The 13,323-nt window shown below is 60.1% G+C and carries 18 protein-coding genes; 15 read left to right on the top strand and 3 right to left on the bottom strand.

Annotated elements, in window-relative coordinates; all coding sequences use genetic code 11:
• The first annotated feature begins 29 nt into the window (after nt 1–29).
• The 12 genes from FKR81_RS37695 (at nt 30) to FKR81_RS37745 (ending at nt 8,503) form a co-directional block, all read left to right on the top strand.
• On the top strand, nt 30–248 hold the full coding sequence (locus FKR81_RS37695) for a hypothetical protein (protein ID WP_146359147.1): 219 nt from the start codon (nt 30–32) through the stop codon (nt 246–248).
• On the top strand, nt 245–2,416 hold the full coding sequence (locus FKR81_RS37700; protein WP_146359149.1) for a type IV secretory system conjugative DNA transfer family protein: 2,172 nt from the start codon (nt 245–247) through the stop codon (nt 2,414–2,416). Before FKR81_RS37695 ends, FKR81_RS37700 begins: the two co-directional genes overlap by 4 nt.
• Before the next feature lies 1 nt (nt 2,417).
• A complete protein-coding gene (locus FKR81_RS37705; protein ID WP_146359151.1) occupies nt 2,418–2,672 on the top strand; it encodes a hypothetical protein in 255 nt (84 codons plus the stop codon).
• Nucleotides 2,672–3,415 (top strand): replication-relaxation family protein, encoded by a 744-nt coding sequence (locus FKR81_RS37710; RefSeq protein WP_146359152.1) that lies wholly within the window; start codon nt 2,672–2,674, stop codon nt 3,413–3,415. The genes FKR81_RS37705 and FKR81_RS37710 overlap by 1 nt, the downstream gene beginning before the upstream one ends.
• Nucleotides 3,403–4,011: a CDP-alcohol phosphatidyltransferase family protein gene (locus FKR81_RS37715; protein WP_146359154.1), complete on the top strand. Its 609-nt coding sequence runs from the start codon at nt 3,403–3,405 to the stop codon at nt 4,009–4,011. Before FKR81_RS37710 ends, FKR81_RS37715 begins: the two co-directional genes overlap by 13 nt.
• Nucleotides 4,008–4,571: a CDP-alcohol phosphatidyltransferase family protein gene (locus FKR81_RS37720; RefSeq protein WP_146359156.1), complete on the top strand. Its 564-nt coding sequence runs from the start codon at nt 4,008–4,010 to the stop codon at nt 4,569–4,571. Before FKR81_RS37715 ends, FKR81_RS37720 begins: the two co-directional genes overlap by 4 nt.
• Before the next feature lie 410 nt (nt 4,572–4,981).
• Nucleotides 4,982–5,581, top strand: coding sequence for a phospholipase D-like domain-containing protein (locus tag FKR81_RS37725; RefSeq protein WP_146359158.1), 600 nt, complete (start codon nt 4,982–4,984; stop codon nt 5,579–5,581).
• Between the two features lie 270 nt (nt 5,582–5,851).
• Complete coding sequence (locus tag FKR81_RS37730; protein WP_146359160.1) at nt 5,852–6,487, top strand: hypothetical protein; 636 nt, start codon at nt 5,852–5,854, stop codon at nt 6,485–6,487.
• A 255-nt stretch (nt 6,488–6,742) separates the two neighbouring features.
• Entirely contained in the window at nt 6,743–6,919 is a 177-nt protein-coding gene (locus tag FKR81_RS44055; protein ID WP_186763407.1) for a hypothetical protein, read from the top strand.
• Between the two features lie 138 nt (nt 6,920–7,057).
• Nucleotides 7,058–7,477 (top strand): type II toxin-antitoxin system RelE/ParE family toxin, encoded by a 420-nt coding sequence (locus FKR81_RS37735; RefSeq protein WP_146359162.1) that lies wholly within the window; start codon nt 7,058–7,060, stop codon nt 7,475–7,477.
• 64 nt (nt 7,478–7,541) lie between these two features.
• Nucleotides 7,542–8,003 carry a helix-turn-helix domain-containing protein gene (locus FKR81_RS45885; protein ID WP_146359164.1) on the top strand — a complete coding sequence of 154 codons (462 nt, stop codon included), beginning with the start codon at nt 7,542–7,544 and terminating at the stop codon, nt 8,001–8,003.
• On the top strand, nt 8,000–8,503 hold the full coding sequence (locus FKR81_RS37745) for a protein-export chaperone SecB (protein WP_146359166.1): 504 nt from the start codon (nt 8,000–8,002) through the stop codon (nt 8,501–8,503). The genes FKR81_RS45885 and FKR81_RS37745 overlap by 4 nt, the downstream gene beginning before the upstream one ends.
• A gap of 71 nt (nt 8,504–8,574) precedes the next feature.
• Here the strand turns inward: FKR81_RS37745 and FKR81_RS37750 are convergent, their stop codons facing one another.
• Both FKR81_RS37750 and FKR81_RS37755 read right to left on the bottom strand, forming a co-directional pair.
• Complete coding sequence (locus tag FKR81_RS37750; protein ID WP_146359168.1) at nt 8,575–9,411, bottom strand: DUF3846 domain-containing protein; 837 nt, start codon at nt 9,409–9,411, stop codon at nt 8,575–8,577.
• A gap of 326 nt (nt 9,412–9,737) precedes the next feature.
• A complete protein-coding gene (locus tag FKR81_RS37755; RefSeq protein ID WP_146359169.1) occupies nt 9,738–10,661 on the bottom strand; it encodes a hypothetical protein in 924 nt (307 codons plus the stop codon).
• 309 nt (nt 10,662–10,970) lie between these two features.
• On the opposite strand from FKR81_RS37755, the gene FKR81_RS37760 reads away from it, so the two are divergent.
• Entirely contained in the window at nt 10,971–11,270 is a 300-nt protein-coding gene (locus FKR81_RS37760) for a 4-fold beta flower protein (protein WP_146359171.1), read from the top strand.
• Here FKR81_RS37760 and FKR81_RS37765 read toward each other — a convergent pair.
• Nucleotides 11,220–11,570 carry a DUF3846 domain-containing protein gene (locus FKR81_RS37765; protein ID WP_186763408.1) on the bottom strand — a complete coding sequence of 117 codons (351 nt, stop codon included), beginning with the start codon at nt 11,568–11,570 and terminating at the stop codon, nt 11,220–11,222. The genes FKR81_RS37760 and FKR81_RS37765 overlap by 51 nt on opposite strands.
• A gap of 383 nt (nt 11,571–11,953) precedes the next feature.
• On the opposite strand from FKR81_RS37765, the gene FKR81_RS37770 reads away from it, so the two are divergent.
• Together FKR81_RS37770 and FKR81_RS37775 are read left to right on the top strand one after the other, a co-directional pair.
• Nucleotides 11,954–12,808: a TIR domain-containing protein gene (locus FKR81_RS37770; protein WP_146359175.1), complete on the top strand. Its 855-nt coding sequence runs from the start codon at nt 11,954–11,956 to the stop codon at nt 12,806–12,808.
• Between the two features lie 61 nt (nt 12,809–12,869).
• On the top strand, nt 12,870–13,166 hold the full coding sequence (locus tag FKR81_RS37775) for a hypothetical protein (protein WP_146359177.1): 297 nt from the start codon (nt 12,870–12,872) through the stop codon (nt 13,164–13,166).
• The last annotated feature ends 157 nt before the right edge of the window (nt 13,167–13,323 follow it).

The raw sequence follows: 13,323 nt of genomic DNA on the forward strand, positions 1-13,323 counted from the left end.
GGCATCTCGAACACCTTGGGAGTCTTCCCGTGTTCCTGATCAGGCTGTGGTTGAAGCTCTTGGCTGTTCTCTGGGCTACCACCTTCAAGGCCACCAAGGACTACCGACTGGGCCTGCCCGAGTGGGTGAGCCGCACCAGCGTGTACACGGCGCTTGCCCCGTACCTGCCGCTGGTTCGGCGGGTTCTTCTTGGTGGCTTCTGCCTGCTGTTCGTCGTGCTGCTGCTCGCATCGAACTGGAGCAGGTGATCGAGGTGGGCGCGAGTAGCCCGTACAAGTGTTACCAGTTGACCTTCCCAGCCGACTTGGATGCCGGGCGGGTCATGGCGTGGCTGCACACGGTGGTTGGCACGCTTCTTGCGGGCAGCGCTGGGCTCTTTACTCTGCCGACCATCGTTCTCGAGGTCATCGCCGATGATCGAGGCCTTCAACACCAGTTGCGGGTGCCGCCGGGGTGGGCCGACGATTTCGTGAGGCCGCTGCGCGCCTTGGTGCCAGGCATCACCGTCACGCCGAGCTCCACGTTGGTTGACCGCTCCTGGGGAGAGGCGGTTGAACTCGGCGCCCGCTCTCCTGCAGGACGCTTGAACGCGTTGTCCTCGGAGCATCTGACGGCGGGCCTGCTGAGCAGCCTTCAAGGCCTCGGCCGCGGCGAGGTAGTTGTGCTCCAGTGGGTGCTCGCGCCGGCGAGGGGCCAGAACCCGCCGATCAAGGGCAACGTTGGCGTCCCTGAAGCGTTCGGCTTCCACGCGAGCGGCAAGGGCGCGAAGGCCGATCGCAGCGCCAAGCCGGAGGCGCCGAACCTTCTTGGTGTTCTCCGGGTGGCTACCGAAGCCGAATCAGCCTCGCGGGCTCGGCAACTTCTCGGCCAGGTGCGGGCGGCGTTGGGCAGCGCCATCAACATGGGCACCCGCATCACGAAGCGGCCCAGTCTCTCGAAGAGCGCGCTCCGGCGACGCGTGGTCGAGGGCAGCGGGCTGTTGTTGTTCCCTGCGCGCATCTTGGTGCCTGAGTTGGTGGGTCTCATCGGCTGGCCGATCGGGTCCCCACATGTTGCTGGACTCCAACAAGGACGGACGCGCCAACTTGCTGCCCCTGCTTCAGTTCCGCGCGCGGGGCGGGTGATTGGCACCTCCAACTTCCCAGGCGCCGAGCGGCCGGTTGCCCTGTCCTACAAGGAAGCGGTGAAGCACCTCCACGTGCTGGGCCCGACTGGGGTAGGGAAGACGACGTTGCTCGCCAACATGGCCGCCCAGGACATGGAGCAGGGATACGGCGTCATGGTGCTGGAGAGCAAGGGCGACTTGTTCAACGCCGTGCTCGACCGCGTACCGCGGAACCGAATCAACGACGTAATCGTGCTCGATGTAAACGACACCGGCATGCCGGTGGGCTTTAACATCTTGAACTCCGGTTCCTCGGCCTCGGCCATCGACGAGTTGAGCTCGCTCATCACCGGCATGTACGGCGAGAACGGCGTGTACGCGCCGATGCTCATGTACTTCGGCTTGCACGCGCTCGCGGCCACGCCTGGTAGCACGTTCATCGACTTGCCGACGATGCTCACGCCGCAAAGCCCAGAAGAGTCCGCCTGGCGCGAGGACGTGGTGAGGCGGGTGAAGAACCCCAACGTGCGCCAGTTCTGGCAGCGGTACTTGAACGACAGCCGCAAGGATCAGGACCGCATGACGGCTCCTGTTCATAACCGCATCTGGCAGCTCGCCGTGCGGCCAGAGATTCGCAACATCATCGGGCAGAGCACGAGCAGCTTCACGTTCGAGGAAGTGTTGCGGGATAACAAGATACTGCTCATCAACCTCACGGGTGTGCGTGTGGGCGAGCAAACGGCGGGCCTCGTCGGCACGCTCCTGATGAACGCGCTCTACTCGGCGGCGCGCACCGTGAAGAAGAAGCGACCGTCCTTCTTGTACCTCGACGAGTTCCAGGACTTCATCAACTTGCCTGTGCCCGCGGCCGACATGTTGGCGAAGCTGCGCAGCTTCGGGCTCGGCCTGGTGCTTGCCCACCAGGACCTCGATCAGCTCGCCAAGGTGCGTGGGCTTGAGCAAGCCGTTCTCGCCAACGCCCGCAGCAAGGTGGTGTTCCAAACCAGCGCCCGCGACGCCCGCGCCATGCAACGCGAGTTCGGCCGCCTGGTGAGTGAAGACGACTTCATCAACTTGGGCGCGTTCGAGGCCATTGCGCGCATCGCCACCGACGCCGGGGTGAGTCCACCGATCACCATCGCCACAGCGCCGCCCTCGAAGACCACCGGCATCGGCCGCGCCGCCAAGGCTGCCAGTCGTGCCAAGTACGGCCGCCCTGTTGCAGAGGTGGAAGCGGAGATCGACGCCCGCCGTCGCGTCGCGGTGAAGAAGCCCACCAAGCCCAACCTCGGCACGCAGAAGTGGGGCTGACATGTCACATCTTGCTCGTGAGTTGCACCGGCAGCTCTGGTTTATCGAACGGCAGGCCAAGGACCTGATGCAGTCCGTTCAAAGCCTCTTGAGCGATGGCAACCTCCTAATGAGCGGCACCGACGGCTGGGATGAGGCGCAAGCCGGGGCCATCCGTACGGAGATTCACGACCACGCAGACGAGTGCGACCGGCGCATCTCGCAGGCCCAGGCCGAGGTTGATGAGTTCCGCCAGCGACTCGCGGGCAGCGGCTAATGAACACCTTGAGTGGGAAGCAGCAGCTTTCAGCCCGTGACCGCAAGGTCATCGACTACGTCGGCCAGTTCCGCCAGCTCACCGCCGGGCAGCTCCGTATGTTCGTCTTCGGGGAGCTGGCTTCGCCAACACCGTGCGACCGCACGCTGAGGCGCTTGGTGGACGGCAAGTACCTGATGCGACTGCATCGGCTCGTTGGTGGCACGCAGGGTGGTTCGGCGCAGTATGTGTACCAACTCGGCCGCCTTGGATGGCGACTTCTAGAGCGAGCTGGCGAGTACTGGGCACCACGCGCCGTGAACCTCCATGCTCTCGCAGTCGCCGACTGCCTGGTGAAGCTGAAGACCGCGGAGAGGGCTGGTGCCCTTGAGGTGGCCTCGTTCATCACCGAGCCGGCGTGCCATGTGAAAGTGGCTGGCCTTCTGCTGACGCCGGACGCCTTCGTTGAGCTCAAGTTCGGCGGCAGTGGTGAGCGGTTGATCTCGTGGCTTGAGGTCGACCGCGGTACCGAGCATCTCAGCACCATCCAGGAGAAGTGCGAGCGGTACTGGAAGGCCTCGATCTCCGGCCAGTGGGACGGCTTCTTCCCGTTCGTGTTGTTCGTGGTGCCTGACGAGCAGCGGCAGCGCGCTATCGAGCGGGTAATCCGCAGCGGCCCATCAGCCGCGCATCAGTTATTCAGCGTGTGCCCTGTGAGCGAGTTTCCACAGATTCGGGATGGTGGTGACTCATGCGAAGCCTGACGGATCTTCGGATCGATGTGCAGCTTGCTATCGCCACCGTCCGCATGATCTACCCAATCCTTCTCGCCCTCTTGCGTGTCTCGATCGGTCTGGCCTTCTTCATCTGGGGGAGGGTGCCGACCTCCAACTTTTGGTTTTTGGCCCTCCTCCTGGCTGGCGGCTCTGCTCTTTTTGATGGCCGCCTTCGGCGATGCTTGTTGCGAAGTGGGGCGGTCGGTGGAGTCATGGACACTATCGGCGACAAAGTGTTTGTGGCTTGTGTGTTCGTGAAACTTGGTTTGAGCTTTGAACCTGCGAGCTGGGTATGCGTTGTGCTGCTTGTGAAATATGTGGCAATACTAGGCGCATGCGCGGTGCACGTTGGCCGAATGCACTACTTTCCCGTCCCTGATGTGCCAGCGCACATCGCGTCTGCAACGGGGATCGTTGCGGCAATCTATTCAGCGGTCAGTCCGGACGGCTCTCATGCCGCTCTATGTATCTGGATGTTTCTTGGTGCAAGCCTGGTTCACGTCACTGCGGCATGGGCGTGTGCGTTTTCCCCGATACCGCCTAAGTTGCCGACTCGTGTAGTGCAAGAGGAGTTGAGAAAATGACCCGCACCTTAAAGTTCTTGCTCCCTAACCTCCTCGCTGGTTATCGACTCTTGGCAGGGCCGATCTACCTTGTGTGGGGTACAGCGCCTGCGCCTACTTGGCAGCTCGCGGTGCTGGTGCTTGCGGCCGGGAGCGATCTCATTGATGGCCGTATCGCGAGGGCGTGGGAGGTAACTTCAACCTTTGGCAGGTTTCTTGATGCCTCAGCGGATCGCCTGCTGATTCTCTGTGTGCTGCTAAAGCTTGCCTTCGCTGAGATCATCCCTGGTTGGGTTGCCGCTGCTCTTGTTGCCCAGCATCTGTTGTTGGCTGTAGTGTTCCTGGTGCACACCGCTAGGGTTGGCACGCCGCCTAAGCCTGACTTCTGGGCAAAGTTGGGCGCTGGCATCGCCGCCGTTGCGGGCATCGTGGGTCTCTCCAGTGGTGCCGCCCTGCCGACGGTGGTTCTCCTGTTGCTCTTCATGGCAGCGAACTTTATGTACCTGGTTGTCGTGGGCATGTGCACATTTCGTTCTGGCCGTGAGCCGGTTGGTACCGGAAACTCTCAGATTGAGCTATAATAGATTCAGATGAATCATGTAGTTCAGACGATTAGTAGCTCGATCGCTTCCGGCAGTGCAAACCGCTCGGTTGTCACTTCGAAGCGCTATATCGACTCGATGATTGCGGATATAGCAAAGGCGAAGGAGCGGGTTGTAGTTCTGGCCCTGCTTGTTAGTTGCGATGGAGAGACGGGCGGACTGTTCTCCGCGTTAGAGAGTGCGCTCGCTCGAGGTGTTGAAGTTCGGATAACCGTCGACGAGTACTACCTGCGCCTATATTTCGCTGGTAGAGCAAGTCGCCTGAGGGAACCCAGGAAAAGCTGGCGCAGCTTCGCTCTTGTGGTGCGAGTGTCACGCGGCTCAAGTCGGCCTCGCTGCATCCGTTCAAAGGACGGTGCCACAGCAAGATCACTATTATTGACGATGTTGTGTACAGCTTTGGCGGCACGAATATTGCTGACAAGGCCGTGCGCAACAACGACTTCATGATTCGAATGTGCAACCGGAATGTTGCTAGGAGGCTGTATCAGCTCTGCCTTGTGATCGAAGCTGGCAAAGCTCACGAGGACTTTCAGTTCCCTCTGGATGAGGGCAGCGTGGTGCTCGTTGATGGAGGGAAGCCGGGCAACTCGATTATCTACAGCAAGGCGTGTGAGCTGGCCGCTCGATCGCGTCGCGCCTACTACGTCTCCCAGTTCTGTCCTACCGGCCCGCTTGCTCGGCTGCTTCGTTCTACGGATACGAAATTCTACTTCAATCGCTCTGTCGCGAGCGCACCGCACATCGGCGCTATGCTCACTATCGACAAGGCGATTGGGCGGATAAGAACCGCGTACCGTGGTTCCAGTTATCTCCATGCGAAGCTTATGCTCGCGGAACTGGACGATGGTTCACGCGTCTTGCTGAGCGGGTCGCACAACTTCAAGAACCAAGGTGTTAAGTACGGGACGCAAGAGATAGCGCTGTATTCAAGTGATCCTGCTCTTTGGGATGAGCTTTACGCTTATGTTTCTAGAGATGTGGGTTGATCGGGGATAATCCGATTCTCGAAGGAGGTTGAGCGGTTCCATATTGAGCCGTTCCGCGATGCGTTCAACAGCAACATGCGTGAGATTCCGCTCGCCGCGCTCCAGGCCGCCCATGTAGGTGCGGTGGTAGCCGAGCTGCTCCGCGAACGCGCTCGCTCTACGCCTGCGAGACGAGCAGCTGGCACGTGACCTCTACACCGATGTACGCGACCAAGTGATCAACGCACCCGAACGCTGGCACGACGTGAAGATCGCCGTCACCTTGGCGCCGTGGGCGAACGGTCCAACCACCGGCAGGGCTCCATGTTCGTCGCCACCATCCGCTGGGAGTACAAGGTCAAGACCGCCATGAGCACCATGCGCTTCGCCTGTGTCGCCGATGCCAGCGAGTACCGCGAACTGTTGCGCGACCCGAGCGTCACCTCCGTCTGGCACTTCGACTCCTCGGGCGGCATCGACCCTGCCAGTCCCGAGGTGTTCGAGCTGACCGCGTTCGCCGTGGACGGCAAGGAGCGGAAAATCCGCCGCACCAACCGACCTGGTGCCCAGGTCTACTCCGCCAGCCTCGGCGTGGAAGTTGGAACTGACCAAGAGGTCACCGTCGCCTACACCTATCGCGTCCTCGCGCAGTGCAACAGCCACCTGCTGTACCTCGACCTTCCACGCCCCACCAAGGGGCTACATGTGCAGCTCGACTACCACCAGGCCGGCATCAGGCGGATGAACACCGTGGACTACTTCGCCAGCAGCCAAGCTTCACGGGTGGAGCAGCCGCGCCATGCCGACGACGCCAAGACCGTGAACATCCAGCTTCGACGGGTGGACGCTGCCGCGGGCTGGAGTGGCGTTCGTGTGGGTGCTCGAGGAGGAGCTCGCGAAGCCGTAGAACCCTCCGTCTTCTGGTAGCGCAACCAGGGGGCCTAGGTCGACGCGATCAAACTTACTCACAGTAAGGTTGAAGTATCGGTTGCAACCGATATCCGCTGGTGTACCCTGTGTCTTAGAAGCCAAAGACCCCGCTCTCGGGGTCTGGCTCCGAGACGGGGTCTTGAGTGCGATGGCACGCTCTTGTGACTCTACTGGACGAGGCTCGACCGGGCGTTTGGTCGATGCACTTTCGTGACTCGGGGCTGTGCAGCTTCGGGAAGGAGGTGCATGGCTATGGCTGGAAAGGCTGTTCGGCCGGGTACGCCCGCGCCGACCTCTGGTCAGTACCGCCCGAAGGGTGGTGGCAACGAGGTGACGGTCCCGAAGGGGCACCGTCTCCCGCCCACCCCGAAGCCGGGGCAGACCTGGGTGAACGTCGACCCGACCAAGAACAAGAGCGGTCGGGGCTGATGATCCGGGGCTGGAATCCACGCCCGGATTCCAGCTCTCGGGCTTGCTGTGGCGAGCTGGCTACTACTTCGGCGTGCAAGGGGAAGATGCACGGCTTGTAGTACAACCATCCCCGGTTGGAAGGCGAACGGAGCCTCTATGGTCAGCGGTGCCCGGCAGGCATCTGGAGATGAAAATAACCAGCCGAAGTCTGCCCAAGCCGCCCGTCGAAAGTGGCGATGGTACCGGACTGAGTCGGGACGTCTGATTGCGCGAGAAGAGTTTGATGCATTGCCCGAAAGGGCTCGGGCTGGCTTGTCGAACGCGATTGAACGCTACCTGACAGGGCAATCCCGCCGTAACGATATCGACTCTCTCGGCCGCGGGATCTATGAGATCAGGCACCGGTACTCCAACAACCACCATCGCGTGCTCTTCACGCATTGGGGTCAGTACTGTGTGGCGTTGACGGCGTTCTACAAGAACCAGCCGAAGACGCCGAAAACTGACCTCAACCGGGCTATTGATCGGGCGCGCTGGTGGCGAGATGCTAACGGCGATGAGCCGGGAGGCGGCTAGGCCGCTAAGATCCCCCTCCTGACCGTAGACCGACGCTGGGGTCAAGCTGACGTGGGAGCTTCATATGAGCGCAAACGACGAGCAGAAGTTCGTTGTGGACGAATTCGAAGACGAGTTCGGCGCATACCTGGAAGAGGCGAAGCAGAGCCCTGTCTTCCGCGCTGAGTACGAGGACGCTGACGATCGTCAGCACCTGATCGATGCTCTCGTGATGCTGCGGCAGGCGCTCGGCCTCTCTCAGAAGGAGGTGGCCAAGCGCATGGGAATCGGCCAGCCGACGGTTTCGGGCTTCGAGAAGGAGTCGAGCGATCCGAAGCTGTCGACTCTCCAGCGATACGCGCGGGCGGTTGAAGCGCGGCTGCAGGTCAAGGTTGACCTGCCCGCCGTCTGTGACTGGGTTCCCACCGGGTTTACCGCCTATGGGAAGTGGGAGCGGGTGGCACCGAAGAGGCCGGAGATGCACTCGAGTGGCCTTGCACGTGACTGGGCTGCAAACTCGCAGCGCGACTACGAGCAGGTGGCATGACGAGCCTTAATCTTCAGGAAGCGCGTCATTTTGCAGCGCGTATCGCCGCGCGCGCTGATATCCGCGAAGTTCGCCTCCTGGAGAGTAACTTCAAGCTGAACCGGATGCCGGTCAATGACCATCTGGTGTACAAGCTTGAGAAGGATCCGCAGGTTGAGTACAGCGAGGGTGACGGGTTTTTCGTTATCACGTCACGTTACTCACTGCTGATCGCTGAAGTTGAGCACGAGTCCGCAAACGTACCTAACCAGACTGAAGAGGGCGAAGAAGACGTCATCGCGATGGTCGACTTCAAACTGGCTGGCCTCTTCGAGTTGAACATGCGGGAAGACGACGATGCTCCTCGCATCGACGAGCTGATGGCCTACGCGTGGAGCATGGGCAACTTCGCGTTGCATCCTTACGCCCGTGAGTACATCTCTAACGTCACAAGCCGCTTGGGTCTTCCGCCGCTGACGATCAACGTGCTTCAGCTCGACTACGACCCCGACAAGGGGTGAGTAGGTTCCGCAGCTAGCGGGTCCGCATGGGAAACGCCCGTTGCGCGCAGTTGGCGCAACGGGCGTGAAGGTCAGTACTCCAACCGCAAGCACTGCTCCTTGGTGGCTGCGAGCAGCCGAGCGATGAGCGAGTCGAACTCTCCGTGCTCGATGATCGGCATGAACGAGATGGTCTCGAACGCCACGCCGTGCCGGATCGTCAGCCACTCATCTGCCCCGTCAACGTGGCAGATGAAGCACAAGTCCTTGTAGTAGAAGGATGTGCCGAGCGCCCAGCTGCCGTGCTCGAACCGCTCGCGCAGCTCCCGCAGGCTGAAGCAGCCGGTGAAGCTGTCGGGCGTGAACTCGGGGTCTACCGCGTCGTGCAGCGGTGGTGTGGAGCGGCCGATCTTGTACCAGACGTCGCGCAACTCCTGCGGCAGCTCTGGGACAACCCGAACCTCCGTCACCGCCGGCCAGCGGATGGCGAGGCCAACCACCAGGCGGTAGGCGTCGCTCCAGGTCTCGAGCACCTGCGTGCCCGTGAACCACCCAGGGTGGCCGTCCATCTTGAGCTGTGTGAGGTACCGCTTGGTGTTGAACAGGAGCTCCACTAGCTCGGCCGGTGCGTCCTGGTCGTCACCGTTGGCATCGGGTGGCCCCACGATGAGGCCGGGACCAACGATGACGTCCTCAAGGCGGAAGTCGGTGTTATGCGCCCAAAGGAGCGTGGAGAGGCGTGGGTTGACCGGAAGGTCCTCGAGCTTGCCCTCGGCGTTGAAGTAGATCGCGCCGCGGGGCTCCATGAGCTCGACCGCTTCCAAGTTGCCGCCAACGATGCGGCGGTACGCATCGAGGTCGGCGTGGTCCAGCTGCTCCAGCCGCACTGGTTTGTCGATGTTGGTAGGTACGACGATGGCTTGCACCATGACTGCCCACTTAGGAACCACATGACCGTTGCCTGATGGGCGGGTTCATATCCACACCAGGCCGCTGCGCCATACGCGTCGGGCTATGCGGCCTCGTGTTGATCGGTGGTCCTGTCTCCATTTAGGCACAGCGGAAGATCGCTGCATATGGTGGAAAAGTTCGGTGCTGTGACGCAGGCGCTGTGCGTGGCGTGTTCCAGCCGTTTCCTGATTTCCGTCGGCTATGATTGCCGGATGGCAGATGCACATGTACCCGTGTTCCACGGGCAGCGGCTACCGTCTCGTGGCTGATGCCGAGACAAGTGTTTGGCCTACGCGGCTCAGGGTCACCGAACTCTCACCGACGTAGAACCAATATCCTTGCAGCCGTCTGGCATCGACTTGGTGAACGTGTCGACTCCGCTCAGAACCCTCGCGCAGTTTTCGTCTGCTTGGAAGGCGATGTACCTGATGTTCGAGTTGACGTCGGAAGCGTCGCCTACCTCTTTATCTTCGAACGACCACGAACCATCTTCATACATGTGGGCGGCATTCTGAATCATGTAGAAACCCTCGCCAGCGTCTGGGCGGGTCAGAATCCATAGCGTGTGCCCATTGAGGCCACTGACGCTGCCCGAAACTCGAACGTTAGTTCCATGGGTGATTGTCGGCGGATTACTCGGCGATGGTTCGAAGAACACGGCCTTCGCCGCCGTGGCGGGCGGCGATGGTGGCGGGGTCGTCGGCTTCGGAGGCTGAGCTGGGGTGGTAGTTGTTGTCGCTGGGATCTCGGGTGGCGATGACGTGCTGGCGCTCGAAGTCGGTGAGTTGGACGGGGGAACCGACGAGTTTGCCACCGCCGACGAGCTGGTAGGCCCCGGAGGCGGGGGCGAGGCCAGTGATGCACCCTCCGCGACGGCCCTGAACACCAAGATGACCGCGAGCGCTGTAAAGGCAAGCGCAGCAAAAGCGGAGGAGAGGGCCAAGATGAGGTCGCGCCTGGTGCGCCTTCCACCGGGCGCCTGCAGCTCACGAACCCGCCAGAAGTAGACCGCAATACCTACCGCAATGCCCGCCCCGACCATGACGACACTAGCGCCAAGACTGCTGCCCTTCTTGGTGGCAGCGAAGTCGACCAACTGCGCGATGGCGGCGGCAAGGCTCACAAGCGCCGCGATGTCCCAGAAGCCGATCTTCAACGCCCATGTACGGACAGTCGGTGGATCCTGCTTGGTCGCGGTAGTGCTGTCTTCGACCTCGTCTGTGTTCAACGTAAGCATCCTCGCTGATGTGGCGGTGGTGTCTTTCCATCGGCCGCTCAGCGAACGGGCGTTACGAGCGAGCCGCACATTCGTGATTGGATGGAATTGCCGCTGCCTGTGTAACGAAGTGAGACATTGTGCCGATATGACGTGCCGCGGAATGTGGGATGGCGAGTAGTCTCGCTAGAGACATCTGCTTCTATTTCAATTCTTCTTACGATGAACCTTAACCACCATCGCTGCGCGCGTGACGGGTGAACACGCGGAGCGCTCCGCGTGTCCCATGCTCAGCCGGGGGCACTTCGCTATGCTTCGAGGATGACTGAGTACATCTACAGGGCCTTCGGTGAAGCAGCGGGTTTCGTTAACGGGCGCTTCATCCATGACATGGATGGTCGCCCCATCGGCAAATTGAACGGCACGCACGTGCACCAACTGTCAGGGGACTACGTCGGTGAGCTGCACGAGCAAATGGTTGTGGACATGCATCTTGGCAGTTTTGGCAGTATTGGTAGTTCCGGTAATCCTGGCAATGTTGGACGCCCAGGAAATCCAGGTGGTCGCGGCTCAATTGGGCTTAGCTACAACGACATGTTTGACCGATTGCTGCGAGACTAGCGTTAAGCAAGTTGGGCTCTGTCTATTCTCGCCCACGATGAAGCCCGGTCTCATGATGGCGTCCTCGTTGAGGAACAAGCTGTTGTGTATCCACAGCAGCGTGGTCAGACGCAGGTTCAGCGGCAGCTTAAGAAGCTTGCCTTCATCGTGGAAGTACACCGCGGCGGCTGGCTCGATGAAGTTCACTGCAGCCAGGTTCCCACCAACGATCTGGCGGTAGGCGTTGAGATCGTGTGGATCCAGTTCCTGGAGCCGGATCGGTTCAAGTAGGTGCGTAGGGATAACAATGGCTTTCACCATGACATGCTCACTTACGAACCACATGACCCTATGCCTGGCAGGAGGGTTCACATCCACACCAGGCGGCACCCTAGGAACTGTGTCTGGCGTTAATGGAACTTGCTCTTAGTTCCATTTAGATACGGCTGTGTTCGCCTGCATATGGTAAAAGAAATCGTCTGTGAGTGCCCGGCATTGGTCGTGATAGTGAACCATGGTGAGTGGAGAGCGGTGGAGGGGGTAAGAATCAACTGAAACTGCAATACTAGGATGTCCTGCCGGCCGTCGTATCCCGGAAGATTCCTTACGGCGTGTACTGAAGGTTCGGCATCGATTCTAGGCAAACAATTTTGATCTTGCCCCGCTCTCGGGGTGGTTGTGCTGCAGGGCTAGGATCTCGGACTATGCCTAACGTAACCCTCGCCGTATCGTCGGAAGATCTTGAACCGAAGCTTCTGGGCAGAGAAGAGATTGGCCAGGCGCTACTTGATCTGCCCCGCACCACACAAAGTGAGATCGAAACGTTCAAGCAGCAGTACTTCGAGTGGGATGATTTCAATGTCGCGCTTTTAGAGGCGTCATTCAAATCCAGCGGTTGGATGACAACAACGCCTGTCAGTGACTACCGCAGTGTCGGCGCCCAGATCATTGATATCAGGCTGACCAAAGCTGTTCCAGGTATCCCCGCCGACAGGATCGATGCCGTCTTGAACGACATCCGGGCGAAGTGTGGTGTGTTGCGGTCGATTGCGAATCGACTAGAGGTCTATCCGCGCGACGATAGCGATGGGCAGTCTGAAAGCTTGGCGTCGTCTGGCAGTGCAATCTTCATTGTTCACGGGCACGCACTGCTGCTACGCGAAAACGTACGGCGTTTTCTGGAGCGGGTCACCGAACGGCAAGTCATTGTGCTCGAAGATGAAGCTAATCAAGGACATGACGTCCTGGAGAAGCTACTAAAGAGCGCAGAACAGGCAGCGTACGCAGTCGTTCTTCTCACTGGCGATGATGAAGGCCGCAAGCTAGGCGATGGTGAGTGGCGACCCCGCGCACGCCAGAACGTTGTTCTGGAACTGGGTCTCTTCCTCGGCATGCTCGGACGATCGAAGGTTGCTGCCCTATACGAGGGAGGCGTCGAAATTCCGAGTGACTTCGCCGGGGTCGTGTACATCAGCCTGGACAGCGAAGGCTGGAAGATGAAGCTTGCTACCGAACTCAAGAACGCTGGTATCGAGGTTGATCTGAATAAGGCGATCTAATGGACACCAAGTGGAGATGCGAGTTGACAAGTCTTCGCCCTTCGTGCATAAATAGTTGGGTATGACCAAACTTAAACCCCTTAAACTGCACGAGATCATCGGCACCTCCACCGAGTGGACTGATGAGCTGTGGGATGAGGCGCTGCGCTACCTGCTCGAACGGACCGGCACGTTCCAGGTGCTCTTTATGGTGCAGGTACTTCCGAATTACGAGGCGCTTCCGGACTACCTGCACAAGTTCGATTTCCTGCGCGAGTTTCGAAACTATCCCCCAACGCTCCTACTAGGCGCATTCGACTTGATGCGTGCGCGCTGGCCGGGCAGACGCCGAAGTGATGCGATATTGACAAATTTGTAGCCTCGTTCATAATGAATAACGTACCTGCGGGGCTTGCCCTAGAACCGGCCACGGTGACTCACCTGAGTTGGAAGTAGGTACCATGAATTTATCTCGTGACAGAAACGGTGCTGCGCGTAGTGCTGGTGTAATGAACGCGGTGTAGCTAGCGACTCAT

Source organism: Lentzea tibetensis (assembly GCF_007845675.1).
GTDB lineage: Bacteria > Actinomycetota > Actinomycetes > Mycobacteriales > Pseudonocardiaceae > Lentzea > Lentzea tibetensis.

What these genes read in the sequence shown, in the direction of transcription:
- FKR81_RS37775 (WP_146359177.1), top strand. Translation starts at nt 12,870, where the DNA reads ATGACCAAACTTAAACCCCTTAAACTGCACGAGATCATCGGCACCTCC.
- FKR81_RS37710 (WP_146359152.1), top strand. Translation starts at nt 2,672, where the DNA reads ATGAACACCTTGAGTGGGAAGCAGCAGCTTTCAGCCCGTGACCGCAAG.
- FKR81_RS37705 (WP_146359151.1), top strand. Translation starts at nt 2,418, where the DNA reads ATGTCACATCTTGCTCGTGAGTTGCACCGGCAGCTCTGGTTTATCGAA.
- FKR81_RS37770 (WP_146359175.1), top strand. Translation starts at nt 11,954, where the DNA reads ATGCCTAACGTAACCCTCGCCGTATCGTCGGAAGATCTTGAACCGAAG.
- FKR81_RS44055 (WP_186763407.1), top strand. Translation starts at nt 6,743, where the DNA reads ATGGCTGGAAAGGCTGTTCGGCCGGGTACGCCCGCGCCGACCTCTGGT.
- FKR81_RS37720 (WP_146359156.1), top strand. Translation starts at nt 4,008, where the DNA reads ATGACCCGCACCTTAAAGTTCTTGCTCCCTAACCTCCTCGCTGGTTAT.
- FKR81_RS45885 (WP_146359164.1), top strand. Translation starts at nt 7,542, where the DNA reads ATGAGCGCAAACGACGAGCAGAAGTTCGTTGTGGACGAATTCGAAGAC.
- FKR81_RS37765 (WP_186763408.1), bottom strand. Translation starts at nt 11,570, where the DNA reads ATGGTGAAAGCCATTGTTATCCCTACGCACCTACTTGAACCGATCCGG.
- FKR81_RS37760 (WP_146359171.1), top strand. Translation starts at nt 10,971, where the DNA reads ATGACTGAGTACATCTACAGGGCCTTCGGTGAAGCAGCGGGTTTCGTT.
- FKR81_RS37750 (WP_146359168.1), bottom strand. Translation starts at nt 9,411, where the DNA reads ATGGTGCAAGCCATCGTCGTACCTACCAACATCGACAAACCAGTGCGG.
- FKR81_RS37735 (WP_146359162.1), top strand. Translation starts at nt 7,058, where the DNA reads ATGGTCAGCGGTGCCCGGCAGGCATCTGGAGATGAAAATAACCAGCCG.
- FKR81_RS37715 (WP_146359154.1), top strand. Translation starts at nt 3,403, where the DNA reads ATGCGAAGCCTGACGGATCTTCGGATCGATGTGCAGCTTGCTATCGCC.
- FKR81_RS37745 (WP_146359166.1), top strand. Translation starts at nt 8,000, where the DNA reads ATGACGAGCCTTAATCTTCAGGAAGCGCGTCATTTTGCAGCGCGTATC.